Genomic DNA, 23942 nt, shown 5'->3' with positions numbered 1-23942 from the left:
CAGCTCAGTTCAGGACCGGTGCGCCGGCGACGTCGGCCAGCCAGGTCTTCGCCAGTTCGTCCAGCGTGCCGTCGGTCCGTAGCGCGTCCACGGCGCGGGTGACGCAGGCGGTCAGCGGCGAGCCCTTGTCCAGGACCAGGCCGAACTGCTCCGGTGTGCCCGACTTCTGCTTCAGCTGGCCGACGATCGTGGCGCCCTTGAGCTGCGCGGCGGTCATGTAGAAGGCGGTGGGCAGGTCGACCACCAGCCCGTCGATCGAGCCGTTCGCCAGGGCCTGCCGGGCGTCGTCGTTGCTGCGGAACACCTGGGCCTGCCTGCTGGGCCGCACGACCTCGTTGATCACGTCGTAGCTCGTGGTGTTGACCTGCGCGCCGAGCTTGGCGTCCTTCAGTCCGTCGACCGACTTGGCGTTCGCGATCGACGAGGACTTGAGCGCCACCACGGCCTGGGTGGCGTCGTAGTAGGAGGAGCTGAAGTCGACGGCCTTCTTCCGCTGGTCGGTGATGGTGAACTCGTTGGTGTCGAAGTCGAAGTCCTTCGGCCCGGGCTGGATGGCGTTGTTGAACCGCACCCGGGTCCAGGTCACCTCCGACGCACTGAAGCCGAGCTGCTTGGCCACTGCGTAGGCGACCGCCGACTCGAAACCCTTGCCGCTGGTGGGGTCGTCGTCGGCGAACCACGGTTCGTACGCCGGCTGGTCGGTGGCCACCGTGAGGGTGCCGGGCGTGCGCAGGTCGAGGTCGCCCTTCGCGCAACCGCGTGCGGTGGGCGAGGCGGTCCCGGAGGTTTTCGTCTGCTTCGTGGGCGTGGCGCCGGACTGCCCGTCGGTGGCGCTGTCCTCGGGCGCGCAGGCGGTGAGCGCGGCGAGGACCGCGCAGGTGAGCGCGGGGAGCAGCACGACGAGGCGGCGGGACGTGCCGCGGCGCGACGTGTGACGGCGGGACCAGGTGGCAGCGGGCATGCGGGGGCTCCGGGAAAGCGTGGGGTCGAACGGTCGTCCGGAGTCACGCGGTCGCGATCATCCGAACGTGATCACCTTAGAGGTGCCCGGGGACAGGGGGCCTGGTTAACTTGGGCCGGCTCGTGCAGCAGGAGTGACAGGGGACTTGGATGGGTTCGTTCGATGTGCCGCTGGACGACGAACGTACACAGCTCGAAGCGTTCGTCGAGGAACATCGCGGTGCCGTCGAGGCGACTCTCGACTCTCTCACCGAGGAACAGGCCCGCCGCCGGCTCGTCTCGTCGGCGACGACGTTGCTCGGGCTGCTCAAGCACGTCACCTGGATGCAGCGGGTGTGGTTCGAGGAGTGTGTCGGCGGCATGTCCCGACGGGAGCTCGGCCTGGTGCGGACTCCGGACGAATCCTTCCGGCTCCTCGACGACGACACCATCGCCTCGGTCACGGCGGCTCACCGGGAAGCCTGCGCCACGGCCCGGGCCGCGGTCGCGGACCTGCCGCTGGACACCGTCGTGACCGGCCACCGGTCGGGGCCGCGCACGCTTCGCTGGGTCTACCTGCAGGTGCTGCGGGAGCTGGCCCAGCACAGCGGACACGCCGACATCCTGCGCGAACAGGTACTTGCCGACTGAGTTCCGCGACCGAGCCTCAGTGCGCCGGCGGGTCGTTCTCGAAGTAGGGCCCCTCCAGAACGGGGAACTACTCGTCCGGTTCGTTCGGGTTCGGCACGCCGGCCAAGCCAGCGCCGTGTCGGGCGTGCGGGCGAGACGTTGCGCAGGCCCTAGACTCGCGGCACGGGCGGAAGGAGGCGTGCCGTGAGCGCCCTGGCGATGGCCGGTAACGCGAGTTACTACGCGACCTACACGACGGTTCTGCTGGTCGTGCTGGCCGGAGTGGCCTTCGCCGCGGCTGCGTTCGGCGCCAACCGGCTGCTGCGGCCCCATCGGCCGACGCGGGAGAAGCTCCTCACCTACGAGTCCGGGGTCGACCCGGTGGGGGAGGGCTGGGCGCAGACCCACGTCCGCTACTACGTCTACGCCTACCTCTACGTCGTGTTCGCCGTCGACGCGATCTTCCTGTTTCCCTGGGCCACGGTGTTCGCCGCGCCCGGGTTCGGCTGGGCGACGCTGACCGAGATGTTCGTGTTCATCGGGTTCATCGCGGTCGGGCTGCTGTACGCCTGGCGCAAGGGGGTGTTGACATGGACGTGACCCCGACGGGCCCGGTCGACCTGCCGCTGCCGCAGGTCGTGCCGTCCGGAACCGGTCCCGGACCCGAGAGTCCCGGCGAATTGGGCGCCCTGTCCAAGCTGGCGCCGGAGCCGCTGAAGTTCGTCCTCAACTGGGGCCGGCGCTATTCCCTGTGGGTGTTCAACTTCGGCCTGGCCTGCTGCGCGATCGAGTTCATCGCCTCGTCGATGTCCCGGCACGACTTCATCCGGCTGGGCGTGATCCCGTTCGCGCCGGGGCCGCGGCAGGCCGACCTGATGGTGGTGTCCGGGACCGTCACCGACAAGATGGCGCCGGCGATCAAGCGGCTGTACGAACAGATGCCGGAGCCGAAGTACGTCATCTCGTTCGGGTCCTGCTCCAACTCCGGCGGCCCGTACTGGGACTCCTACTGCGTCACCAAGGGCGTCGACCAGATCGTCCCGGTGGACGTCTACGTGCCCGGATGCCCGCCGCGTCCGGAGGCGTTGCTGCAGGGAATCCTCCGGCTGCAGGACAAGATCGCGGCGGAGTCGCTGCCGGAGCGGTACGCCGGGCCCGCGGAGTCCGGCGAACCCGGGCAGCCCGGGCAGACTGGGCAGGCTGGAACAGAAGCCGGCCGGCCGCGTGGCCGGTGGCGTTCGGCGGCCTCGCTGCTGCGCCGTCCGCTGCGGCCGGGGGATCGCGAATGACCTGGTCGGAGCAGGCCCGGGCGGCCGTGGCCGAGGCGCTCGCCATCGACGCCGGCGACGCTGTTGAGGTCGGCCTGGACGAGGCGTTCGGCCCGCCCGCGCTCGACGTACCCGCAGACCGCTGGGTGGACGCGCTCACTGCCGTCCGCGACGTCGTGGGCTGTACGTACTTCGACTGGCTGTCCGCGGTGGACGAGCTCGAGCAGGGCTTCACCGTGGTCTGCCACGTCGCCCGGCTGCGCACCGCGGGGGAGGCCACTGCCGAGGGGACCGGCGACTCGGCGATCGACCACCTGCTGGTACGTACGAAGATCCCGCGCGAGGACCCTCGGCTGCCCACCGCCACCGGGGTGTACGCCGGTGCCGGCTGGCACGAGCGGGAGACGTACGAGATGTTCGCCATCGACTTCGCCGGGCACCCGAACCTCGCACCGCTGCTGCTGCCGGACCAGTTCGAGGGGCACCCGCTGCGCAAGGAGTTCGTGCTGGCCAGCCGGGTCGCGAAGCCCTGGCCGGGCGCGAAGGAGCCGGGCGAGTCCGAGCACGACGCCGCGCGGGCACCGAGCCGGCGCCGAGTCGCCCCACCGGGCGTTCCCTCGCCCGAGGCCTGGGGTCCCCGGCCCCCCGGCTCGCCCGCCCCGGATCCGCTGGCCGCCGCCAGGCCGACCCGGCCCGCACGCTCGGCCAAGCGCGCGGAACGCCCGGCCCGGCGCACGCCGCGAACCGACCAGCCCGAGCAGCCGAACAGGCCCGAGCAGGCGAACCAGCCCGAGCAACCCGCCAGTCCGCCGGAAGCGGACCAGGGGGATGGCGGTGCCGGGGATGAGTGAGGTGCTGGAGGTCCTGCTGCGGGTCGTCGGGGTGTTCGCCGCGTTCCTCGTGCTGCCGCTGCTGGTGGGCCAGACCGAGCACAAGGTGATGGCGCACATGCAGGGCCGGCTGGGCCCGATGTACGCGGGCGGGTTCCACGGCTGGGCGCAGCTCGTTGCCGACGGGGTGAAGTTCGCGCAGAAGGAGGACGTCGTACCCGCCCGCGCGGACCGTACGGTGTTCAAGCTCGCGCCCGTGCTCGCCCTGCTGCCGTACCTCGTCGCGCTCGCGGCCATCCCGCTCGCGCCCGGAGTGGTGGGCGTCGAGTTGGAGACCGGGCTGTTCTACGTCCTCGCGGTGATGGGGATCGGGGTGCTCGGCGCGCTGATGGCCGGCTGGGCCAGCGCCAACAAGTACAGCCTGATCGGCGCGTTCCGGTCGGCCGGGCAGCTGCTGGCGTACGAGCTCCCGTTCGTGCTCGCGGCGGCGAGCGTGGCGATGGCCGCCGGCACCCTGTCGCTGTCCGGGATCGTGCAGGCGTGGGAGCCGTGGTGGCTGCTGTGGCAGCTGCCGGGCCTGTTCGTGTTCTTCGTGGCCGGGCTGGCCGAGCTGGCCCGCCCGCCGTTCGACATGCCGGTCGCCGACGCCGAGATCATCTTCGGTCCCTACACCGAGTACACCGGCATCCGGTTCGCGTTGTTCCTGCTGGCGGAGTACGCCGGGATCGTGGTGCTGGCGGCCCTCACCACGGTGCTGTTCCTCGGCGGCTGGGAGGGTCCGTTCGCCGCGGAGCTCGGCTGGCTGTGGACGCTGGTCAAGGTGTTCCTCGTGGCGTTCGTGGTGATCTGGGTGCGGGTCGCCTACCCGCGGCTGCGGGCCGACCAGCTGCAGCGGCTGGGCTGGCAGCTGCTGGTGCCGCTGGCGTTGTTCCAGCTCGCGCTCACCGGCGTGGTGAAGGTGGCCATCTCATGAACGAGTTGTCGTACGGGAAGGTGGCGTGGGCACGATGACCGATCTCCCCGGCAAGGGGCTCGTACACGGGCTGAAGGTGACGTTCGACCACCTCACCCGGCGCGCGGTGACCCAGCAGTACCCCGATGTCAAGCCGGAGTTGCCTGACCGCTCCCGCGGTGTCATCGCGTTGTTCGAGGAGAACTGCACGGTGTGCATGCTGTGCGCGCGCGAGTGCCCGTGCTGGTGCATCTACATCGACTCGCACAAGGAGACCACGGAGCCGAGCGAGCCCGGTGCCCGGGAACGTTCCCACAACGTGCTCGACCGGTTCGCGATCGACTATTCGCTGTGCATGTACTGCGGTATCTGCATCGAGGTGTGCCCGTTCGACGCGTTGTTCTGGTCGCCGGAGTTCGAGTACGCCACCACCGACATCGCCGACCTCACCCACGAGAAGGACGAGCTGCGGGAATGGATGTGGACCGTGCCGGCGCCGCCGCCGGTCGACGCCGGGGCCGACGTGCCGAAGGAACTCGGCGCCGCGCGCAAGGCCGCCGAGCGGGAGAGCCGCTGAGCCCATGACGATCATGGTCGACGTGTTGTTCTGCCTGCTCGGCGCGGTCGCGGTCGGCTCCGCCCTGCTGGTGGTGACCACCCGCCGGATCGTGCACGCCGCGTTGTGGCTGGTGGTCTCGCTGGGCGCGCTGGCCGGATGCTACCTGCTGTTGACGGCGGAGTTCGTGGCCTGGGTGCAGGTGCTCATCTACCTCGGCGCGGTGGTCGTGCTGCTGGTGTTCGCGTTGATGCTCACCCGGGCGCCGATCGCGCCGGTGGAGCGGGCGCCCCTGTCGCACGTGGTGGTGGCGGGCCTGGTCGCGGTCGGGGTGGCGGCGGTGCTGCTGGTCGCGCTGGTCGCGGGCTTCTCCGGTGCGGTCATCCCGCTGGACCGGGTCGAGGTCGGCGGGGCGCGGGCCACCGGGCGGGCGCTGTTCTCCACGTGGGTACTGCCGTTCGAGGTGCTGTCCGTGCTGTTGCTGGCCGCGCTGGTGGGCGCGATCGCGCTGTCCCGCCGGGACGGCCCGGCGACGTCGGCGAAGTCCGGGGAGACGGCGAGCCCGACCGCCTCGGCGAGTTCGGAGGGGAGCCGCTGATGCCGCTGCTGTTCCCGCTCGTGGTGGCGGCGCTGTTGTTCGCCATCGGGGTGTACGCCGTACTCGTACGCCGCAACGCCATCCTCGTCCTGATGGGCGTGGAGCTGATGCTGAACGCCGTCAACCTCAACCTCGTCGCGTTCGACGCCTGGCACGCAGACGCCCTGCACGGCGGGCAGATCCTGACGCTGTTCGTGATCACGATCGCAGCCGCGGAGATCGGGCTGGGGCTGGCGATCGTGTTGCTGGTGTTCCGGACGCGCCGCCAGGTGGACGTCGATGCCGTACGCGAGCTGGCCGACCGTGACCAGGCCGACGAGCGGATCGCCGAGGCCGAACGCGCCGAAGCCGCCGAGCGCGACGAACTCGCCGAGCGGGCCGAAGCCGGGCTCGCCCAGACCGCCGATGCCGAACGCGGTGAGGGTGCCGAGGCGGCCGAGCAGCGCACGGCCACCGCGGAGGCCGGCCGATGACCGCCGTCTGGATCGCGTTGCTCGCGCCGTTCACCGCCGCCCTGGCCGCGCTCGCCATCGGCCGCAGAATTCCCCGGCTGGTCGCGCCGATCGGGGTGACCGGCGCCGGGGTCGCGTTCCTGGCCGCCTGCGTACTCGCCGGCATCGACATCGCCGGTGACCTCGGCCAGCGCGGCGCGACCCTCGCGCACGTGCCGACCGGCGGGCTGGCGTTCGACATCTCCTTCCGCGTCGACGGCCTGACCGCGCTGGTGGCCGTGCTGGTCACCGGGGTCGCGCTGGCCGTGCAGATCTACTCGATCGACTACCTGCGCGGCGACCCTCGCTACGCCTCCTACACCGCGTTCGTCTCGCTGTTCACCGCCGCGATGCTGGTCGTGGTGACCGCGAACGACCTGTTCGTGCTGCTGGTCGGCTGGGAGGTGATGGGCATCTGTTCGTACTTCCTGATCGGCCATCACTGGGAGCTGCCCGAGGCCCGCGGCGGCGCGATCAAGGCGTTCCTCGTCACCCGGCTGGGCGACATCGGCTTCCTCTTCGGCATCTTCGCCCTCGGCCTCGGTGCCGGCACGTTCTCCATCGGCGGTGTCCGCGAGGTCGCCGCCAACGGCGGGTTGACAACGGGTACGGCAACCCTGGCGACGTTGCTGCTGCTGTGCGGCGTGGCCGGCAAGTCGGCGCAGTTCCCGCTGCACGTGTGGCTGCCGGACGCGATGGCCGGCCCGACCCCGATCAGCGCGCTCATCCACGCGGCCACGATGGTGGCGGCCGGGGTGTTCGTGGTGGCCCGGCTGCTGCCGGTGTTCCAGGAGGCGCCGGCCACCCTCGCCGTGCTCGCGGTCGTCGCCGCGGTGACGATGGTGGGCGCGGCCCTGTGTGCGCTGGCCGAGAACGACGTCAAGCGCGTGTTGGCATGGTCGACGGTCAGCCAGCTGGCGTACATGCTGGCCGGTCTCGCCGCCGGCGGCTACACCGCGGGACTGTTGCTGCTGGTGGCGCACGGCGCGTTCAAGGCGCTGCTCTTCCTGTGCGCGGGCGCGCTGATCCACGCGGTCGGCAGCAACTCCATGGACGCGATGGGCGGCCTGCGCCGCACGCTGCCGGTGACGTTCGTGACGATGACCATCGGGCTCGGTGCGCTCGCCGCGGTGCCGCCGCTGTCCGGGTTCTTCGCCAAGGACGCCGTGATCGGGGCGATCTCGCGGGCGGCGTTCCACGGCGGGCCGCTGCCGGGCTGGGCGGCCTGGGTGGCGCTGGTCGCCGGCTTCGTCACCGTGGCGCTCACCGCGGGGTACGCCACGAGGATGTGGCTGCGGGTCTTCTTCGGCACGCCCACCGGCACGGTCCCGGCCGCGCCCAGCCAGCCCGCACACACCCAACCCCACCTGGCCGAGGCGCCCGCCCTGATGCGCTGGCCGCTGGTGGTGCTCGCGGTCCCGGCCGCGCTGGTCGGCTGGCTCGCCCTGGTGCCGGGCACCTGGGCACGCTGGCTCGGCGGCGGTGGGCCCGGCATCCCCGAACCCACGATGGTGCACTGGACGACCACGCTGCTGGCGCTGGTGCACCTGGTCCTCGCCTGTGTGCTGGTGACCTGGGCCTGGCGGCACGTCGAACGCGAGGACCCCGCGCGGTTGCTCGGCCGGTCGCGCCCGCTGCTGGCGAACGGCTTCCGGATGGACGAGCTGATCGCGGCGTACGTCGTCCGGCCGGTGTGGGGCCTGGCCCGCGCGGTCGTCGCCGGTGACCGCGACGTCGTCGACTTCTACGTACGAGGATCCGGTCGCGCGGCCCGCTGGGTCGGCGGCGGGCTGCGGCTGCTGCAGACCGGCAACGTGTCGACCTATCTCAGCCTGCTGCTCGCCGGGGTCGTCCTGCTGGCCGTCGCGGCGCTGGGAGCGTTCGCATGAACGTCGTACTCCAGCTTCTCCTCGCCGTACCCCTCCTCGGCGCGCTGATCCTCACCGCCGGCCGCCGGCTGGTGCCCGACCGGGTCACCGCGACCTTCGGTGCGGTGGTCGGGGCAGTGACCCTGCTGCTCGCGGTCTGGCTGGCGGCCGCGTTCGACTACGGCGCCGCGCACGAGGTGCAGTTCCAGACGAACGTGAGCTGGATCCCCGCCGTCGACGTGCGCTGGCACCTCGGCATGGACGGCGTCTCGTTGCCGATGGTGCTGCTCACCGCGCTGCTGGCGTTCCTGTGCCTCCTCTACACCACCCGGGTCGCGCCGGAGGGCGGCCGGGTGCGCGCACTCGTGGCGCTGGTGCTGGTGCTCGAGGTCGGCATGCTCGGGACCTTCGTGGCGTTCGACCTGATCGTCTTCTTCCTGTTCTTCGAGGTCGTGCTGGTCCCGATGTGGTTCGTGATCGCGGTGTGGGGCGACCCGCACGACGCGGCCGGCCGACGCCGCGCGGCGACGACGTTCATCCTCTATACCCTGCTCGGCAGCGCGATCATGCTGCTGGGCTTCCTGCTCGTCTACACCGGCGCGCACACGTTCGACCTGACCGAGCTCGCGACGCGCGGCGGGAAGGGGATCGCGCGCGGCATCCAGGTGCTGGCGGCGGTGGCGATCGGCCTGGGCCTCGCGGTGAAGAGCCCGATGTGGCCGCTGCACAGCTGGCTGCCGGACGCGCACGCCAAGGCGCCCACGGTCGGGTCGGTGCTGCTGGCCGGGGTGCTGCTGAAGATGGGCACGTACGGCTTCGTCCGCGTGTGGCTGCCGGTGGTGCCCGACGGTGCCCGGGCGGTCGCGCCGTACCTCGCCGGGCTGGCGACCGTCGGGATCCTCTACGGCGCGCTGGCCTGCCTGCGCCAGGGCGAGCTGAAGCGGCTGATCGCGTACTCCTCGGTCGGGCACATGGGCTTCGTCCTGCTCGGGATCGCCACCCTCACCGCCGCGGGCGTCAACGGCGCGTTGTTCGCCGGGGTGGCGCACGGGCTGATCACCGGGCTGCTGTTCTTCGTGGCCGGGGCGATCAAGGACCGGCACGGCACCGGCGACCTGGCCCGGCTGGGCGGCGGGATGTACGCCCGGATGCCGCGGCTGGCCGGGGTGTTCGTGTTCGGCGCGGTGGCCAGCCTCGGGCTGCCCGGGCTGGCCGGCTTCTGGGGGGAGATGCTGGCGTTGTTCGGCGCCTGGAACCCGGCCGCCTCGCTCGCCCGTACGACGTACCTCGTGCTGATGGTGCTCGCCGGGCTCGGTGCCGTCCTCACGGCGGCGTACTTCCTCGTCCTCGTCCGCCGGATGTGCCAGGGCACCGACACGATCGGGCCGAGCCTGCTGTCCGTGCGCGACGTCACCGCCGTGGAGGTGGTGGCGTGGGCGCCGCTGGTGGCGCTGACGGTGGTGCTCGGCCTGTATCCGGGTGCGGTGCTGACGGTCACCGACCCGGCCGTGCGGTTCCTGGTGGGCGGGTGAGTGCGGTGGTGAGCGCTGTGGCGAGCTTCGTGCAGCCCGTTCCCTGGCTGGTCGTCAGCCCACCGCTCGCGGTGGCGGTGACTGCGCTGCTGGTGCTGGTGGTGGACGCGTTCGCACCGGCCCGCCGACGCGGCGTCGCGCCCTGGCTCGCGCTGGCCGGGCTGGTCGCGGGGATCGCCCTGCTGGTGGTGTCCATGGCGGGCTCGTCGTCGTGGACGGAGGGCGCCTTCTGCGCCCCCGGCGCCGGTGCGCCGTGGCAGGTCGCCGCGTGTTCGTACGTCGCCGACCCGCTCACCTGGACGTTCCAGTTCATCGTCGCGGGCGGTGCGGCGGTCGTGGTGCTGCTGTCCGCCGGCCGGGGCTGGGAGCGCAGGCCGCCGCCCGACCGGCCGGGGGTGCGGAGCTACGGGGAGGGGGCCGGGACGCTTGGCGCCGGCGTCCCCACCGGGGAGTACCACTTCCTGCTCCTCGCCTCGGCGGCCGGTGCGATGACGCTCGCCGCCGCCCGGGACCTGATCACGCTCGTGGTGGCGCTGGAGGTCGTGTCGCTGCCGGTGTTCGCGCTGGTGGGCCTGCGCCGCGGCGACCGGCGAGGGGCCGAGGGGGCTTTGAAGTTCTTCCTGGTGTCGGTGGTCTCGGTCGCGGTGATGCTGTTCGGGGTCTCACTGGTGTACGGCGTGACCGGCACGATGTACCTCGACCGGATCGCCCGGGCGCTGAGCCCCGCGGGGCACCCCGGCGTGGTGGGGCCGGCTGCCATCGCCGCCTCTCCTGCCCTGCCCGGTGGTGACCTGGCCGCGGTCGCCGGGCTCGGGGTGATGCTGACGCTGGTCGGGCTGGCGTTCAAGGTCGCCGCGATGCCGTTCCACTTCTGGGTCCCGGACACCTACGTCGGCGCGCCCGTACCTGTCGCGGCGTACCTCTCGGTGGTCTCCAAGGCGGCCGGGTTCGTCGGCATCCTGCTGGTGGTGGGGTGGGCGTTCCCCGGCTACGTCGGGATGTGGGCGCCGATCGTCGGCGTGCTGGCGGCGGCGACGATGACGCTCGGCAACCTGGTGGCGCTGCGCCAGCGCAACGCCGTCCGGCTGCTCGCGTGGTCCAGCATCGCCCAGGCCGGCTACCTGCTGGTGCCGCTGGCGGCGAGCAACGGTGACGTACGCGGGACCACGCTCAGCGCCACCGTGGCGTACCTCCTCGTCTACGCGGTCGCCAACCTCGGCGCGTTCGCCGTCGTGTCGCTGACCGTCAGCACCGGACCGGGGCGGCTGCTCGGCGACTACCGCGGGCTGTTCTGGCGGCGGCCGGCACGGGCGCTCGCGCTGGGGTTCTTCCTGCTGGCGCTGGCCGGGCTGCCGCCGGGGGTGCTCGGGCTGTTCGGGAAGTTCGTGCTGTTCCGGGCGGCGATCGACGGCGGCGCCGGGTGGCTGGCCGTGGTGATGGCGGTCAACGTCGTGATCGCGCTGGCGTACTACCTGTACTGGACGGCGCTGCTGTTCCGTTCCCGTGAGGGCGCCACCGAGGCCGGGCCGGCTCCGGACAGTGCCCCTGCTGCTGCCGGGGCGGAGGTGTGGGCTGGGCCGTGGCCCGCCCGGGTCGCGATCGGAATCCTGGTCGTGATCGCGGTCCTACTCTCCGTCTTCCCCGAGATCGCCCTCGGCTTCCTGGCCTACCCCGCCCGCGCCTGACCCCTCCTGGATCCCACCCCCGGACTTGCCGCGCCGGGGCGGTGGGGAGAGGCTGTGCCGCGTGACAGAGATCCAGCCGGATTCAGCGCAGCCGGATTCGGGCCGGCCGGACGCAGGGGAGCCTCGCTCCGACTACGCGGCCGACGTGGTGGTCGTCGGTGCCGGACCGGTCGGGCTGACCGCCGCTGTCGACCTCGCCCGGCGCGGCGTCCGCGTCCGGGTGCTGGAGCCGGAGGCGGCCCGCGCGTCCCGCCCGCCGATGCGTGGCCTGGGCCCGCGCAGCCTGGAACTCTTCGACGACCTCGGGGTGACGCCCGAACTCCTCGCCGCCGGTACTCCGGACCAGCCGGTTCGCCGGTACGCCGGATCGCGCGTCAACGAGTCGCCGGCCGCCCGGACCGGCAAGCGAGGCCCGCGGGGGCAGACCTACCTCGGCCCGCTCACGATCCCTGGCCGCCAGGTGGAGGCCATCCTGCGGGACCGGCTGGCGGGGTACGGCGTCCGGGTGGAGCAGGTCGACGGCCTCGGCCGGCTGAGCCAGGACGAGTCCGGCGTGAACATCTCGCTGGCCGGGGGAGCGGCAGGGAGCGCCAACGGAAGCGGGACGCCGGCCAGGGCGGCGTACGTGATCCTCACCGAATCCCTGCCCGACGTACTGCCCGAACCGGCCCAGGAACCCGAGCCTGCGCCGCTGACGTACGTCGGTGAGCTCACGCTGACCGGCCTCGCTCGCGACGAGGTACTCCACCTCTGGGAGCAGGGGATCGCGCTGATCCCGCTGCCGGGCGGCGACACCTGGTGGTTCCTGGCGTACGACGTGTCCGACGACCGGCCGCCCGCGCGGCGGAACACCTCACAGCCGCCCACGCTGGCCCGCGCCCAGCAGGTGTTCCACGAGCGGACCGGCCTCACCGACGTCCGCTTCCGCGACGCCGCGTCCCTGGTGGCGTACTCCGGCGGGACGACACCCGGCGCGACCGCCCCGACCACCTCGTACCGCCTCGGCCGGATCCTCCTCGCCGGCGACGCGACCGGCGCCCACCCGTACCCGCTCGGCGGCCTGGACGCCGGGCTGCAGGACGTGCACAACCTGGGCTGGAAGCTCTCCGCCGCGCTGGCCAGCGGGGAGGAGGCGGCGCTGGAGACGTACGACAGCGAACGCCGGCCTGCCGCGCCGCGCCGGACGCTCTTCGGCCGCGCCAAACCCCGCCCGTGGCACGCCGCCCTCACCGGCTCCGACCAACCCGAGACGCACTACCGCGAGTCGGCCCTGAGCCAGGAACTCGGCGGCAAGCGGCTGATCCTGCACGCCGGCGACCGGGTGCCCGACATCCGGCTGTGGAGCGTCCACTCGGCCGCGGACCTCCGGCTGTTCGACATCCTCCGCGGCCCGCACTGGACGCTGATCGGCCTGGGCTCGGTGTCCGCGGAAACGGTGTCCACGGTGCGGCTGCGGTTCGGGGACGGGGTGCGCGGGGAGGTGATCGGCGGGGGCGCCGGGACGTCGGCGATCCCGGGGGTGAGCCTGCTCGACAGGTACGGCGAGGCTCGGCACACGCTCGGCAGCCGGGGCGGCAGCCTTCTCGTCGTACGCCCGGATGGTTATGTCGGGCTGCGCGCCGGGCTGCGCCCGGAGATCGTGGTCGCCTACCTCGAGGGCATGGTCACCGAGGGCGTGGACGCCGAGGGCCTGTAAGCCGACGGCACGGGCACCGCGGGCTTGTAAGCCGGTAAGCCCGGCGGTGCGGGGAACGTCCGCCCCGGTGACGGCGTTCTCACGGTGGAGGTCATGACGACGTATGCACGATCGCGCCCAGTGCCATCGCAACCAGCTCAGGACGACTGTGCTGGTTGCAGTGCTGTCCGGGCTGGCGCTGGTGCTCGGCCGGTCGCTGGGCGGGCGGACGGGTCTGGCCGCCGGGCTGCTGGTGGCGCTGGCGATGAACGTCGCGGCGTTCTACCGCTGTGACCGGATGGCGCTGCGGTCGATGCGGGCCTATCCCGTGAGCGAGGCGGAGCATCCGGAGCTGTGCCGGCTCGTCCGGGAGCTCGCGATCACGATGCGGCTGCCGATCCCCGCCGTCTACGTCTCGCCGACGCAGACGCCGAACGCGTTCACCACCGGGCGTAACCCGCGGCGGTCCGCCGTGTGCGTGACCGAGGGGCTGCTGGACCTGCTGGACCCGCGGGAGCTGCGCGCCGTCCTCGGGCACGAGCTGGGCCACGTCGCCAACCGCGACATTCTCGTTTCTTCTGTCGCGGCGGCGCTGGCCAGCATGATCATGTACGCCGCGCAGTTCGCCTGGCTGGCTCCGACCGGGCGTAACCGCTCTGGCGACGGTGCCGACGGCGGCCGCAACGGCGACGGCTCGGCGGTCACCGCGCTCGCGCTGCTGGTCCTCGGCCCGGTCGCGGCGCTGCTGCTGCAGGCGGCGGTGACGCGGTCGCGGGAGTACTCCGCGGACCAGGTGTCCGCGCGGATCACCGGCGACCCGCTGGCACTGGCGGGCGCGCTGCGCAAGCTGGAGTCGGCGACCCGCAGACATCCGCTGCCGGCGGCGCCGGAGCTGCGGAGCACGGCCGCGCTGATGATCGCCAACCCGTTCCACGAGAAGGGGTTCGTACGCGCCTTCTCCACCCACCCGTCGACGCAGGACCGGATCGCGCGGCTGGAACATCTGGCCGGCGTACGCCGCTGACACGGCGGTGTGTCCGGGGCAGTCGCCCTGCTTGCCCGGTCTGGGTTTCAAGGACCGATTGACAGCTGATTCCCAGCTTTTCGTCAGGAACCTCTCAGCAACGGACTCGACACTGTCTGACGGTCCCGCCCGCGTAGGCGCGGGCGGGACCGCCAGGAGGATCTTGTGCGGTCCAGGGTCAGAGGCCGGCCGGTACGCCGGATCGTCGTTCCGGTGTTCGTTGTCGTCGCGGTCGTGGTGGCCGGCGGCGCGGTCTGGGCGGCCACCCGGTCCGACGCCCCCACGACGACCGCGACGACCCGGCTGGTGACGGCCGGCCCCACGACCTTCAAACAGACGGTCGCCGCGAGCGGCACCCTCCAGCCCACCAACCGCGCCGATCTCACCTTCGAGGTCAGCGGGAAGGTGACCGCGGTCTCCGTACGCGAGGGGCAGCACGTCAGCAAGGGCGCGTCGCTCGCCACGGTGTCCTCTGCCTCGTTGCAGGCCCAGCTCGCCTCCGCGAAGGCCACCCTCGCCGGTGACCAGGCGCGGCTCACCGCAGATGTCGACAGCGACGCCTCCGACGCGCAGCTCGCCGCCGACCGCGCCGCCGTCACCGCCGCGCAGAGCCAGGTGGACGACGCGCAGGCAGCACTGTCCGCCGCCACGCTCACCTCGCCGATCGCGGGTACGGTCGCGTCGGTCGACCTCGCCGTCGGGCAGGAGGTCTCAGGTTCGGGTGGCTCCGGTTCCGGGTCGGGCGGTTCGAGCTCCGGCGGCTCTGCATCTGGTTCAGGCTCGGGCTCAGGCGGGTCCGGTGCGCGCGCCGGCTCGGGCGGATCAGGCGGTACGTCGAGCAGTACGTCGTCCTCGTCGTCCTCGTCGTCCTCCGGCTCCGCCCAGGTCGTCGTCGTCGACACAACGCACTGGACGGTGCAGGCCACCGTCGACGACACCGTGGTCGGTCAGCTCAAGAAGGGGCTGCAGGCGGTCATCACGCCGAACGGCGCGAGCACGCCGGTCTACGGCCTGGTCGACACCGTGGGCATGCTGCCGGCCAGTGGTTCGGGCACCGCGTCGTACCCCGTGACCATCTCCGTCACCGGCACGCCGAGCGGGCTGCTGCCCGGGGCGAGCGCGCAGGTCTCGATCGTGGTCAAGGTGTTGTCGGACGTACTCGCCGTGCCCGCCTCGGCCGTTCGCTACTCCGCGAGCGGCACGACGGTCACGGTCGTCCGCGACGGCAAGCGCGTCACCCAGAAGGTCACCGTCGGCGCGGTCGAGGCCGGGGAGGTCCAGATCACCTCCGGGCTGAAGTCCGGTGACCAGGTGGAGGTGACCGTGCCGGCAAGGGGTTCGGGCGCCGGCGGGTCCGGCGGCACGAACGGCGGAAACGGCCGGGCCGGGTTCGGCGGCTTCGGGCAGGGCGGGGGCAACGGAGGCTTCCGCCGGTTCGGCGGCCAGGGTGGCGGCGGCTTCGGTGGAGGCGGTGGCGGTGGCGGTGGGCAGCCCGGCGGCGGCGCACCGGCCGGTGGAGGTGCCGGCCAGTGAGCACGCCGTACGACATCCCTCCTGCCGGTCCCTCCGCCGGCGCGCCGGTCATCGCCCTGGCCGACGTGGGCAAGACGTACCGCCGAGGTGCCTTCGAGGTGGAGGCCCTGTGCGGCGTCACGCTGGACATCCCGGCCGGCGACTACGTGGCGATCATGGGCCCGTCCGGGTCCGGCAAGTCGACGCTGATGCACATCCTCGGCTGTCTCGACGTACCGACTCGCGGCAGTTATCTGCTGGCCGGCCAGGACGTGAGCCGGATGGGGGAGACCGAGCTCGCGGACGTACGCAACCGCCGGATCGGCTTCGTCTTCCAGCAGTTCAACCTGCTGCCGTCGCTGCCGGCGTGGCGCAACGTCGAGTTGCCGCTGGTGTACGCCGGGGTCGGCCGGGCCGAACGCCGCGAGCGCGCGATGCGGGCGCTGGGCCGGGTCGGCCTCGCGGACCGCGTCGACCACCGGCCGGGCGAACTGTCCGGCGGCCAGCAGCAGCGCGTCGCGATCGCGCGGGCACTGGTCGGCGATCCGGCGCTGATCCTCGCCGACGAACCGACCGGCAACCTCGACAGCCACTCCAGCGCGGAGGTGCTCGCCCTGCTCGGTGAGCTGCACGCGAGCGGCCGCACGATCATCCTCATCACCCACGAGCCGGACGTCGCGAAGGCCGCGGACCGGATCCTGCGCATCCGGGACGGCGTACTCACCGACGGTGTACTCACCGACGCGGTGCGCGCGGAGACGCCGTGAACTGGCTGGAGACGATGCGCAGCGGTCTGGAGGCCGTACGCACGCACCGGTTGCGGTCGGGCCTCACGGTGCTCGGCATCCTGATCGGGATCGCGGCGGTGATGCTCACCGTCGGACTCGGTCTGGGTGCCCAGACGACGATCAGCGCCCAGGTGAACGCGCTCGGCAGCAACCTGCTGATCGTGACGCCGGGGAGTTCGACCAGTGGCGGGGTGCGCGGTGGGTTCGGTTCGGCGTCCACGCTGACCCAGGCCGACGCCACCGCGCTCGCCGACCCCACGGTCGCGCCGGACGTGCAGGCGGTCGCTCCCGTCGTCCAGCGTTCCGAGGAACTCCTCGCCGGTACGACGAACTGGACGACCTCCGTCGTCGGCGCGACGCCGGACTGGTTGTCGGTGCGCGCGCGTACTGTGTCGTCCGGTCGGTTCCTCGCGCCGCAGGACGTCAGCGACGGGGGAGCGGTGGCCGTGCTCGGCTCCTCGACCGCGGAGCAGTTGTTCGGCCGGCGTGACCCGGTGGGGCAGTCGGTCACGATCAACGCCGTGCCGTTCACCGTGGTGGGTGTGCTGGCGAGCGCGGGTTCGTCGGCGGCGAGCAACGACGACGACCAGGCCGTCGTCCCGATCTCCACCGCGTCCGCGCGGCTGGTCGGTGGTGCGACGGCCGGTTCGGTGCAGACGATCTACGTCCAGGCCCGCAGCGCCGACGTCGTGTCCGCGGCCTACCAGGAGGTCGACGCCGAACTCGCTGCCCTCCACAAGACGACCGACCCCACCTCGCCCGACTACACCATCGCCACCCAGCAGTCGTTGCTGAGTACGGCGAACTCGATCGCGAAGACCCTCACCGTGCTGCTCGGCGGGATCGCCGCCATCTCGCTGCTCGTCGGCGGCATCGGCGTCATGAACATCATGCTGGTCTCGGTCACCGAACGCGTGCGTGAGATCGGCCTGCGCAAGGCGCTCGGCGCCACCCCGCGCGGGATCCGGCGGCAGTTCCTCGTCGAGTCCAGCGTGCTCGGCCTGGTCGGTGGGTTGCTCGGACTCGCGCTCGGCATCGTCGGCGCGCTGCTGTTGCCGCGGGTGATCTCGAACCCGGTGACGATCAGCCCGGCCGCCGCGGTCGGCGCGCTCGCCGTGGCCATCGGGATCGGGGTGGCGTTCGGCGTCTACCCGGCCAGCCGGGCCGCGCGGCTGGCTCCCATCGACGCGCTGCGGAGCGAGTGACTCCTGCCGAACCCTCTTCAGGACGGAACCCACACCATGGACCGACGCCGCGTCCTCGCGATCTCCGTTGCCCTCACCGCGGCCGCCGTCGTCCTGGCCGGCTGCTCCAGCGCGGGCGGGGCGACCACCGCGGACGCGCCGTCCGCCACGCCGTCCCCGACTCCCGCCGGCCAGGGCGGGTCGGACGGCGGGATGCGGCAGCAGCGTGCGCCGGGCACTTCCGGGACGGTCGCCGCGGTCGCCAACGACAACCTCCAGGTGCAGAATCCCGCCTTCGGGCAGGTGACCGTCACGTTCTCGGCGGCCACGAAGTTCTCCCAGACCGTCAAGGTGAGCTTGCGCGACGTCGCCGCCGGTGACTGCGTACGCGCCTCCGCGGCTCGGCCTGCTGGTGGTGCCCGGGGAGGGTCGGGCTCCGGTTCGGGCGGCGCTCCGGCCCCGGCGCCGTCGAGTGGCCCGTTCACGGCGACGGACGTCACGGTGCTCGGCAAGGCGGACGCGTCGGGCAAGTGCGCCGAGGTCAGTGCGTTCGGCCGGGGAGGGGTCCGGCCGAACGGCGGACGTTGGACGCAGACGCCCCGGCCGCGCCCGACGGGAACTCCGCGGGCGGGTGGCAACGGTGGGTTCGGCGGGGCCGGTGGGTTCGGAGGCTTCGGTGGCATGGCCGTCGGCCGGGTGGTCTCGGTGTCCGGCAGCAGCTTCGTGGTCGCCCGGGAGGCGCGGGCGGGTGGTGCCGGTGCGGGCGCGGCTGCGTCGCCGGGCAATGTGACCGTACGAACCACCGCATCGACCAGCGTCACTCGCGCCGAGTCGGCGACGGCCAAGGCGCTCGCGGTCGGGAAGTGTGTGACCGCGCTGGGAAAGGCTGACGACACCGGTACCGTCGCCGCGACGTCGATCAGCGTGCGCCCGGCCGGGCCGCAGGGCTGCGTGCCGGCTGGTGGGTTCCGCCGCGGTGGTGGTGCGGGCGGAGGACCCGGTGGCGGCAACGGCTCGGCGGGTGGCAACGGCTCGGCGGGTGGCGGCAATGCCTGAGTCACACGTTCGCGCGCGTCGTCGCCCGCGGCTGTGGCGGGGTGGCGTCGCCGGCGTACTCGTCCTCGCCGTCATCGCGGCAGGCGTCGTCGCCGCCCGCGCGGCGACCGGTCCCGACCAGCCGCGCTACCGGCTCGCCACCGCGACGGTCGGCGACGTCGAGCAGTGGCTGTCCAAGCCGGGTACCGTCGCGCCGTCCGGCCGGGCGGACGTGAGTTTCCCGATGTCGGGGACGGTCGCCAGTGTCGCCGTACGCCAGGGCGAGCACGTCGACGCCGGGCAGCCGCTCGCCAGATTGGACACGACCTCTCTGGACGCGGAGGTCACGTCCGCGCAGGAGACGCTCGCGCCGGCGAAGGCGCGGCTGGCGCAGGACGAGGCCAGCCAGACCACCACCGCCTCCCGGAGTACGTCGTCCTCATCCTCAGCTGCCGGCAGCTCGTCGGCTGCCTCGACCGGTGGCACCGGCGGCTCGTCCGGAGGACCGGCGGCCAGGTCCTCCTCCGGATCGTCAGGTAAGCCGGGTGCCACTCGCTCGCTGGCCCATCAGCAGGCTGCCGTACTCGCCGCGCAGCGTGCGGTCGACCAGGGCCTGGCTCGCTCCCGTACTGCCATGAGCGCCGAGCAGCAGGCCTGCCAGGTGTCTCCGGCCGGCGGGACTCCGCCGCCCAGGCAGCCGAACCCGCGGGGGAAGGGGCACGTCGCTCCGACGGTGTTCATGCGTACCGACTCCGCTGCCGCCAGCGACGCCGCCGTACGAACTCCTACTCCCACGCCCACGGCGTCCCCGACTCCGACACCCACGACCTCGCCCACCCCGACGACCTCCCCGACTCCGACGAGCTCACCCACTCCCACGGCGTCGCCCAGCCCCACGCCGTCCCGTACTCCCACTCCGTCTCCGACGCCGACGAAAACCCCCACGCCCACGCCGTCGCCGACCGACGGCCCGGGCCGTGACCAGGCGGTCTGTGACGCCGCGATCCAGGCAGTGATGGCGGCCCAGTCCGACACCGCCCGGGCTCAGCAGCAGCTCGCCCGGTCGCAAGCCGCGCTCGGTCGCACGCTCTCCGCCCTGACGGCGACCGCCTCGCAGAGCGGCAGCTCGGCGCCTCGCTCACCGGCCGCCGGCGGCCCGTCCACCGGTGCCTCGGGCAATGCCAAAGCCTCAGGCACCGCCACCTCGGGTGGGAGCGGGCAGACGGCAGGGCGGAGCAGCAGCCCCGTGTCGCCGGAACAGCTCGCCGCGGACCAGGCCTCGATCGACGCCGCCGAGGCCGCGCTGACGGCCGCCGAGCAGAACCGCGCCCAGGCGGAGATCACCGCGCCGATGGCCGGGACGGTCGCGAGCGTGGGTACAGCGGCGGGGGAGCAGGTCACGTCCTCGACCGCCGCGGTGGTGGTCGTCGCGCCGGGCGCGCAGGTCGCGACGATGACCGTGAGCGACACCGAGGTGGGCGACGTACGGCCGGGGATGACGGCGAAGATCACCCCGACTGGTACGTCGCGGAGCCTGACCGGCACCGTCGGGGCCGTCGACACGCTGAACCCGGACACCAGCGGGGACTCCCCGTCGTACACCGTGACCGTGGCCATCGACCCGAACGCCTCGGCGCTGCCGGTCGGGGCGACGGCGACCGTGGCCGTGCTCACCGGGCGTACGGCGGGGGTGCTGACCGTGCCGACGTCTGCCGTACGGACGATCGGCAGCATGCAGTACGTCACGGCGATGAAGGCGGGGGAGCCGGTGCGTACGCGGGTGCAGGCCGGAGCCGTCGGGCCGGCCCGGACGCAGATCAAGTCGGGCCTGGCGAAGGGCGCCGAGGTCGTACTCGCCGATCTCGAACTCCCCCCGCCGACGACCAACTCCGGCCTGGGCGGCCTGCGTGCGGGCGGGGCCGGAGGTGGCTTCCGGGTGGGAGCCCGGCCCGGTCAATGAGTACGGCCGCCCCGCCCGGGACTCGGGGCGGGACGGCCGTGGACGTCAGTGCTGAACGCCGGCGGAGGACGTCAGGTGGTGCGTGGCGGTGATCTTCGTCAGCGGTAGTTGACGAACTGGAGGGCGAAGTCGAGCTCCTTGCCCTTCAGCAGAGAGATGACCTCCTGGAGGTCGTCCCGCTTCTTGCTGGCGACCCGCAGCTCGTCGCCCTGGACCTGGACCTTGACCCCCTTGGGGCCCTCGTCGCGGACGATCTTGGCTACCTTCTTGGCGTTCTCCTGGGAGATGCCCTGCTCGAAGGTGGCCGACAGGCGGTAGTCCTTGCCGGACTGCTTGGGGTCGTCGGCCTCCAGGCTGCGCAGCGAGACGCCCCGTTTGACCAGCTTCTCCTTGAACACGTCGAGTACGGCCTTCGCCCGCTCCTCGGAGTTGGCGGTAATCTCCACGCCGAGCTCGCCCGACCATCGGATCCCGGCGCCGGTGTTCTTGAAGTCGAACCTCTGTGCGATCTCGCGGGACGTCTGGTTGAGCGCGTTGTCGGCCTCCTGACGATCGACCTTGCTCACGATGTCGAACGACGATTCGGCGGCCATCCGGGCTCCCTTCGTATGCGGCTGTCGGTGACGTACCAACCGGGTGGCACGGGCCGGTAGCGTCTGCGCTATCCTCTCAACTCGCTGCTGTGAAGCAGCACCCGGCAGGTTGCCCGAGCGGCCAAAGGGAGCGGTCTGTAAAACCGTCGGCTCAGCCTACACTGGTTCGAATCCAGTACCTGCCACACAGCTTGAACGGCCCCTGACCTGCGCAAACAGGTCCGGGGCCGTTCTCATTGGCGTCCAGTCATGTCCAGCCCGGACCAACTGTTCACGGTCACGTCTGGCGAATCCGTGGCGAAGGTCAGCACTCTGCGGGCGACCGGCGCATCGTGGTCGGCAAGGGTGCCTCCGGCTGACGGCCGCCAATAGAAGCTGATGCTGCTTGCGCATGCGGCGGCGTATCACGACTCTCTCGCCTGCGCTCCGTCAACCGGAGCCGGCGTCCACCACCGTGAGTGCGCAGCGAAACCGGCAGTCCCGCGCATCGCCTTGACCAACCCGGACCAGTCGATTCGTGAGCCCTGCCTGCGATGCCGACTGCGCGTGAGTAGCCTGAGGTCTTGATCAAGGCGATTGCTTCCGGGGGCGGTGGCATGGACATCGGTTTGACGAGTGCTTCGAGCGAACGGCAAGGCTCATCCAGACAGGAGGTCAGGCTCTCGACAAGGCGCGGTTCAGCATCGCTGACCTCGGAGGGGCCCGATCGGGAGGCGCTCGACTGATGGAACTCAAAGCCGAGAAGCAGACGCTGAAGGCACTTCTGGCGGTCGATGAGCAACAGTTCAGGATCCCTCCGTACCAGCGGCCGTACTCGTGGACCCGTGAACAGGTCGACGACCTGTGGAACGACCTGATCGAGAACGTGCAGGCAGGCCACTTCATTGGCTCGGTCGTTCTGGCGGCCGAAGATGATGCCCGGCCACTCGTCATCGACGGCCAACAACGACTGACCACCCTGATGTTGATACTGGGTGCTGTTCGCGACGCGTGTCATGCCCGTGACATGACAAATGATGTCCAGCAGATCGAGAAGCGGTTCATCGCGGACGATCTTGCGAATGGTGACGCGCAGTTCAAGTTCAGAACCGGGAACGCGAACTGGGCTGTGTTCCGCGACTTCACACTTCGGTCGGTTGGTGACCCGCTTCGCAAGACCGAGTCCGACGTCGGTGCGTTGGACAAGGACCTGCGTGCGCGCAACCGGGCTCTGCTCAGCAACCGTGACCGGATCCTCGCGCTCCTCGCGTCACGCCTCGACCGTCTCCCTGAGCTCGGGCAGGAGAAGTGGCTTCGAGACTTCTGGAAGGGCCTGCTCGGTAAGGTCGAGCTTGTAGTCATCGCGGTGCGAGACCTTGGGGACGCCTTCCTGCTTTTCGAGACCCTCAACGACCGAGGGCTACAGCTGTCGGCAGCCGACCTGCTGAAGAGCCACATGCTTGGCGAGATCGCCAAGCGGTCTGCCGAGGAGGATGTCGACCAGGCCGCGTCATCGTGGGACGGAATGCTTGACGACCTCGGCGCAGGTGTCGACGTCACACGTTTCCTCCGGCATTACCTCCTTGGCTACGTCCCGAAGGTGAAGAAGGACAGCGTCTTCGACCAGTTCAAGGAACTGGTAAGAGACCGCGGCGCGGAGTCTGTGCTCGCCGACCTTCGGACCGCAGCCGCCGCTTACGGGGAGTTCGAGGCACCCTCCAAGGCGGGGCACGAGCCAACGGCCGCGGTACTCAAGGACCTTGCCACGCTTCGGGCAGTCACCTGCTACATAGCTCTGCTGCCGGCACGTCGGTACCTGGCGGAGAAGGACTTCGTCGAGTTCGCGCGACTGGCGGAGGTCCTGACCTATCGCTACAGCAGCGTGGTTGGTCGAGGGACCAACGAGATCGAACCCGTTTATCACAGGGCGGCCAAACTCCTTCATGACAGCCAAGGGACGCGTTTGGCGGAGGCGCGCGAGACCCTCATCGCAGCCATGCCCGATGCCGAGCAGTTCCGTGTGGCGTTCCAGCGCCTGGAGATGGGGCGTCAGTACCTCATCCGCTACACGCTCCAGCGGATAGAGCAGGCACTGCATCCGGCGTTGGAGAAGATGGTCGACGTGTCAACCCTCGTACACATCGAGCATGTCATGCCGCAGACGCTCAACAAGGACTGGTCAGCGAGCCTGGGGTCGTTTGCCGACCAGCACCAGGAGTACGTGAATCGTTGGGGAAACCTGACCCTCCTGTTCGCGGGGCTGAACATACCGGCCAGCAACAAGGCGTTTGACCAGAAGAAGCGGTACTACGGCGACTCGCAGGTGACGATCACGCAGGAACTGTGCCAGTACGGAACCTGGGGACCGGAACAAATCGACGCCCGCCAGCGTTGGCTCGCGGACGTAGCGGAGAGCATCTGGCGCGTCCATCCAGTTCCGCACGACCAGTTGCCTGCTCTGCGGTACGAACACAAGACATCGCTCGACGACTTCCGCGAGGGGGTCGGCGCGCTGTGGTCTGCGATCGAGCCCTATGCCACCGACACCACGGCTCAGGAGATTCGATCGCTGGCTACCCGCCTGCCTGGCCACCTTGCCGGTCATGCCGATCATTCGTCTCTGGCGGGCAAGATCGCCGATGGACTGACCGAGCTCCTCCAAGGCTGGGAGGATTACAGCCACTCGGATCGGAGGCTGGTCCGCGCGGTGGCAGAGTACTTCTTGGAGCCCGAGGACTCTGTTCCTGACGAACTTCCGGGTGGCTTGGACGACGACCGGGCGGTACTCGTCGCCGCGTTCGCGGCGCTCGATCGTCAGCTGCCTTCCTATCTGCAGTCCTGAC

At 71.4% G+C, this 23942-nt stretch carries 20 protein-coding genes, 1 tRNA gene and 2 pseudogenes; 21 read left to right on the top strand and 2 right to left on the bottom strand.

The genetic code is table 11. From position 1 onward, the window contains the following. Positions 1 to 4 precede the first annotated feature (4 nt). The gene (locus F4554_RS25655; RefSeq protein WP_179789955.1) at positions 5 to 961 is read right to left on the bottom strand and encodes an ABC transporter substrate-binding protein; all 957 of its coding nucleotides are present in this window, start codon (positions 959 to 961) and stop codon (positions 5 to 7) included. Positions 962 to 1110: 149 nt separating this feature from the next. Here F4554_RS25655 and F4554_RS25650 point away from each other — a divergent pair, with 149 nt between their 5' ends. From F4554_RS25650 to F4554_RS25565, 18 genes and pseudogenes are all read left to right on the top strand, one after another. After that, positions 1111 to 1590, top strand: coding sequence for a DinB family protein (locus F4554_RS25650; protein WP_179789954.1), 480 nt, complete (start codon positions 1111 to 1113; stop codon positions 1588 to 1590). 183 nt (positions 1591 to 1773) lie between these two features. After that, positions 1774 to 2169 carry an NADH-quinone oxidoreductase subunit A gene (locus tag F4554_RS25645; RefSeq protein ID WP_337796199.1) on the top strand — a complete coding sequence of 132 codons (396 nt, stop codon included), beginning with the start codon at positions 1774 to 1776 and terminating at the stop codon, positions 2167 to 2169. Next, a complete protein-coding gene (locus tag F4554_RS33840; RefSeq protein WP_337796198.1) occupies positions 2160 to 2858 on the top strand; it encodes an NADH-quinone oxidoreductase subunit B in 699 nt (232 codons plus the stop codon). Before F4554_RS25645 ends, F4554_RS33840 begins: the two co-directional genes overlap by 10 nt. Next, positions 2855 to 3688 (top strand): NADH-quinone oxidoreductase subunit C, encoded by an 834-nt coding sequence (locus F4554_RS25635; protein ID WP_179789953.1) that lies wholly within the window; start codon positions 2855 to 2857, stop codon positions 3686 to 3688. The genes F4554_RS33840 and F4554_RS25635 overlap by 4 nt, the downstream gene beginning before the upstream one ends. Continuing rightward, entirely contained in the window at positions 3681 to 4640 is a 960-nt protein-coding gene (nuoH, locus tag F4554_RS25630; protein WP_179789952.1) for an NADH-quinone oxidoreductase subunit NuoH, read from the top strand. Before F4554_RS25635 ends, nuoH begins: the two co-directional genes overlap by 8 nt. A gap of 163 nt (positions 4641 to 4803) precedes the next feature. After that, a pseudogene (locus F4554_RS32660) lies at positions 4804 to 5028 on the top strand (4Fe-4S binding protein); the annotation flags it as partial. Between the two features lie 172 nt (positions 5029 to 5200). Continuing rightward, positions 5201 to 5773 carry an NADH-quinone oxidoreductase subunit J family protein gene (locus tag F4554_RS25620; protein WP_179789950.1) on the top strand — a complete coding sequence of 191 codons (573 nt, stop codon included), beginning with the start codon at positions 5201 to 5203 and terminating at the stop codon, positions 5771 to 5773. Beyond that, positions 5773 to 6246 (top strand): NADH-quinone oxidoreductase subunit NuoK, encoded by a 474-nt coding sequence (nuoK, locus tag F4554_RS34250; RefSeq protein ID WP_179789949.1) that lies wholly within the window; start codon positions 5773 to 5775, stop codon positions 6244 to 6246. Before F4554_RS25620 ends, nuoK begins: the two co-directional genes overlap by 1 nt. Then, complete coding sequence (locus tag F4554_RS25610; RefSeq protein WP_179789948.1) at positions 6243 to 8153, top strand: NADH-quinone oxidoreductase subunit 5 family protein; 1911 nt, start codon at positions 6243 to 6245, stop codon at positions 8151 to 8153. The genes nuoK and F4554_RS25610 overlap by 4 nt, the downstream gene beginning before the upstream one ends. Beyond that, on the top strand, positions 8150 to 9664 hold the full coding sequence (locus tag F4554_RS25605; protein ID WP_179789947.1) for a complex I subunit 4 family protein: 1515 nt from the start codon (positions 8150 to 8152) through the stop codon (positions 9662 to 9664). Before F4554_RS25610 ends, F4554_RS25605 begins: the two co-directional genes overlap by 4 nt. An 8-nt stretch (positions 9665 to 9672) precedes the next feature. Continuing rightward, positions 9673 to 11349 carry a proton-conducting transporter transmembrane domain-containing protein gene (locus F4554_RS25600; RefSeq protein ID WP_179789946.1) on the top strand — a complete coding sequence of 559 codons (1677 nt, stop codon included), beginning with the start codon at positions 9673 to 9675 and terminating at the stop codon, positions 11347 to 11349. Between the two features lie 61 nt (positions 11350 to 11410). Beyond that, positions 11411 to 13045: an FAD-dependent oxidoreductase gene (locus tag F4554_RS25595; RefSeq protein ID WP_179789945.1), complete on the top strand. Its 1635-nt coding sequence runs from the start codon at positions 11411 to 11413 to the stop codon at positions 13043 to 13045. A gap of 148 nt (positions 13046 to 13193) precedes the next feature. After that, positions 13194 to 14048: a M48 family metalloprotease gene (locus tag F4554_RS25590; protein WP_337796197.1), complete on the top strand. Its 855-nt coding sequence runs from the start codon at positions 13194 to 13196 to the stop codon at positions 14046 to 14048. A 165-nt stretch (positions 14049 to 14213) separates the two neighbouring features. Next, positions 14214 to 15581 carry a permuted SH3 domain-containing protein gene (locus tag F4554_RS25585; RefSeq protein ID WP_179789943.1) on the top strand — a complete coding sequence of 456 codons (1368 nt, stop codon included), beginning with the start codon at positions 14214 to 14216 and terminating at the stop codon, positions 15579 to 15581. Next, positions 15578 to 16327 carry an ABC transporter ATP-binding protein gene (locus tag F4554_RS25580; RefSeq protein WP_337796196.1) on the top strand — a complete coding sequence of 250 codons (750 nt, stop codon included), beginning with the start codon at positions 15578 to 15580 and terminating at the stop codon, positions 16325 to 16327. Before F4554_RS25585 ends, F4554_RS25580 begins: the two co-directional genes overlap by 4 nt. Continuing rightward, positions 16324 to 17553 carry an ABC transporter permease gene (locus tag F4554_RS25575; protein WP_179789942.1) on the top strand — a complete coding sequence of 410 codons (1230 nt, stop codon included), beginning with the start codon at positions 16324 to 16326 and terminating at the stop codon, positions 17551 to 17553. The genes F4554_RS25580 and F4554_RS25575 overlap by 4 nt, the downstream gene beginning before the upstream one ends. A 36-nt stretch (positions 17554 to 17589) precedes the next feature. Then, on the top strand, positions 17590 to 18588 hold the full coding sequence (locus tag F4554_RS33260) for a DUF5666 domain-containing protein (protein WP_179789941.1): 999 nt from the start codon (positions 17590 to 17592) through the stop codon (positions 18586 to 18588). Next, the gene (locus tag F4554_RS25565; RefSeq protein WP_179789940.1) at positions 18581 to 20527 is read left to right on the top strand and encodes an efflux RND transporter periplasmic adaptor subunit; all 1947 of its coding nucleotides are present in this window, start codon (positions 18581 to 18583) and stop codon (positions 20525 to 20527) included. Before F4554_RS33260 ends, F4554_RS25565 begins: the two co-directional genes overlap by 8 nt. Before the next feature lie 98 nt (positions 20528 to 20625). Here the strand turns inward: F4554_RS25565 and F4554_RS25560 are convergent, their stop codons facing one another. Then, positions 20626 to 21120 carry a YajQ family cyclic di-GMP-binding protein gene (locus F4554_RS25560; RefSeq protein ID WP_179789939.1) on the bottom strand — a complete coding sequence of 165 codons (495 nt, stop codon included), beginning with the start codon at positions 21118 to 21120 and terminating at the stop codon, positions 20626 to 20628. 103 nt (positions 21121 to 21223) lie between these two features. Here F4554_RS25560 and F4554_RS25555 point away from each other — a divergent pair. The 3 genes and pseudogenes from F4554_RS25555 (at position 21224) to F4554_RS25550 (ending at position 23941) form a co-directional block, all read left to right on the top strand. After that, positions 21224 to 21305: transfer RNA gene (locus F4554_RS25555), tRNA-Tyr, on the top strand. A 539-nt stretch (positions 21306 to 21844) separates the two neighbouring features. Next, positions 21845 to 22546: pseudogene (locus F4554_RS34155) on the top strand (DUF262 domain-containing protein); the annotation flags it as partial. Positions 22547 to 22555: 9 nt separating this feature from the next. Continuing rightward, entirely contained in the window at positions 22556 to 23941 is a 1386-nt protein-coding gene (locus F4554_RS25550; protein WP_420360762.1) for an HNH endonuclease family protein, read from the top strand. The last annotated feature ends 1 nt before the right edge of the window (position 23942 follow it).

This window comes from Actinopolymorpha rutila, from assembly GCF_013407855.1.
GTDB lineage: Bacteria > Actinomycetota > Actinomycetes > Propionibacteriales > Actinopolymorphaceae > Actinopolymorpha > Actinopolymorpha rutila.
This window is presented reverse-complemented; position numbering and strand designations above follow the sequence as displayed.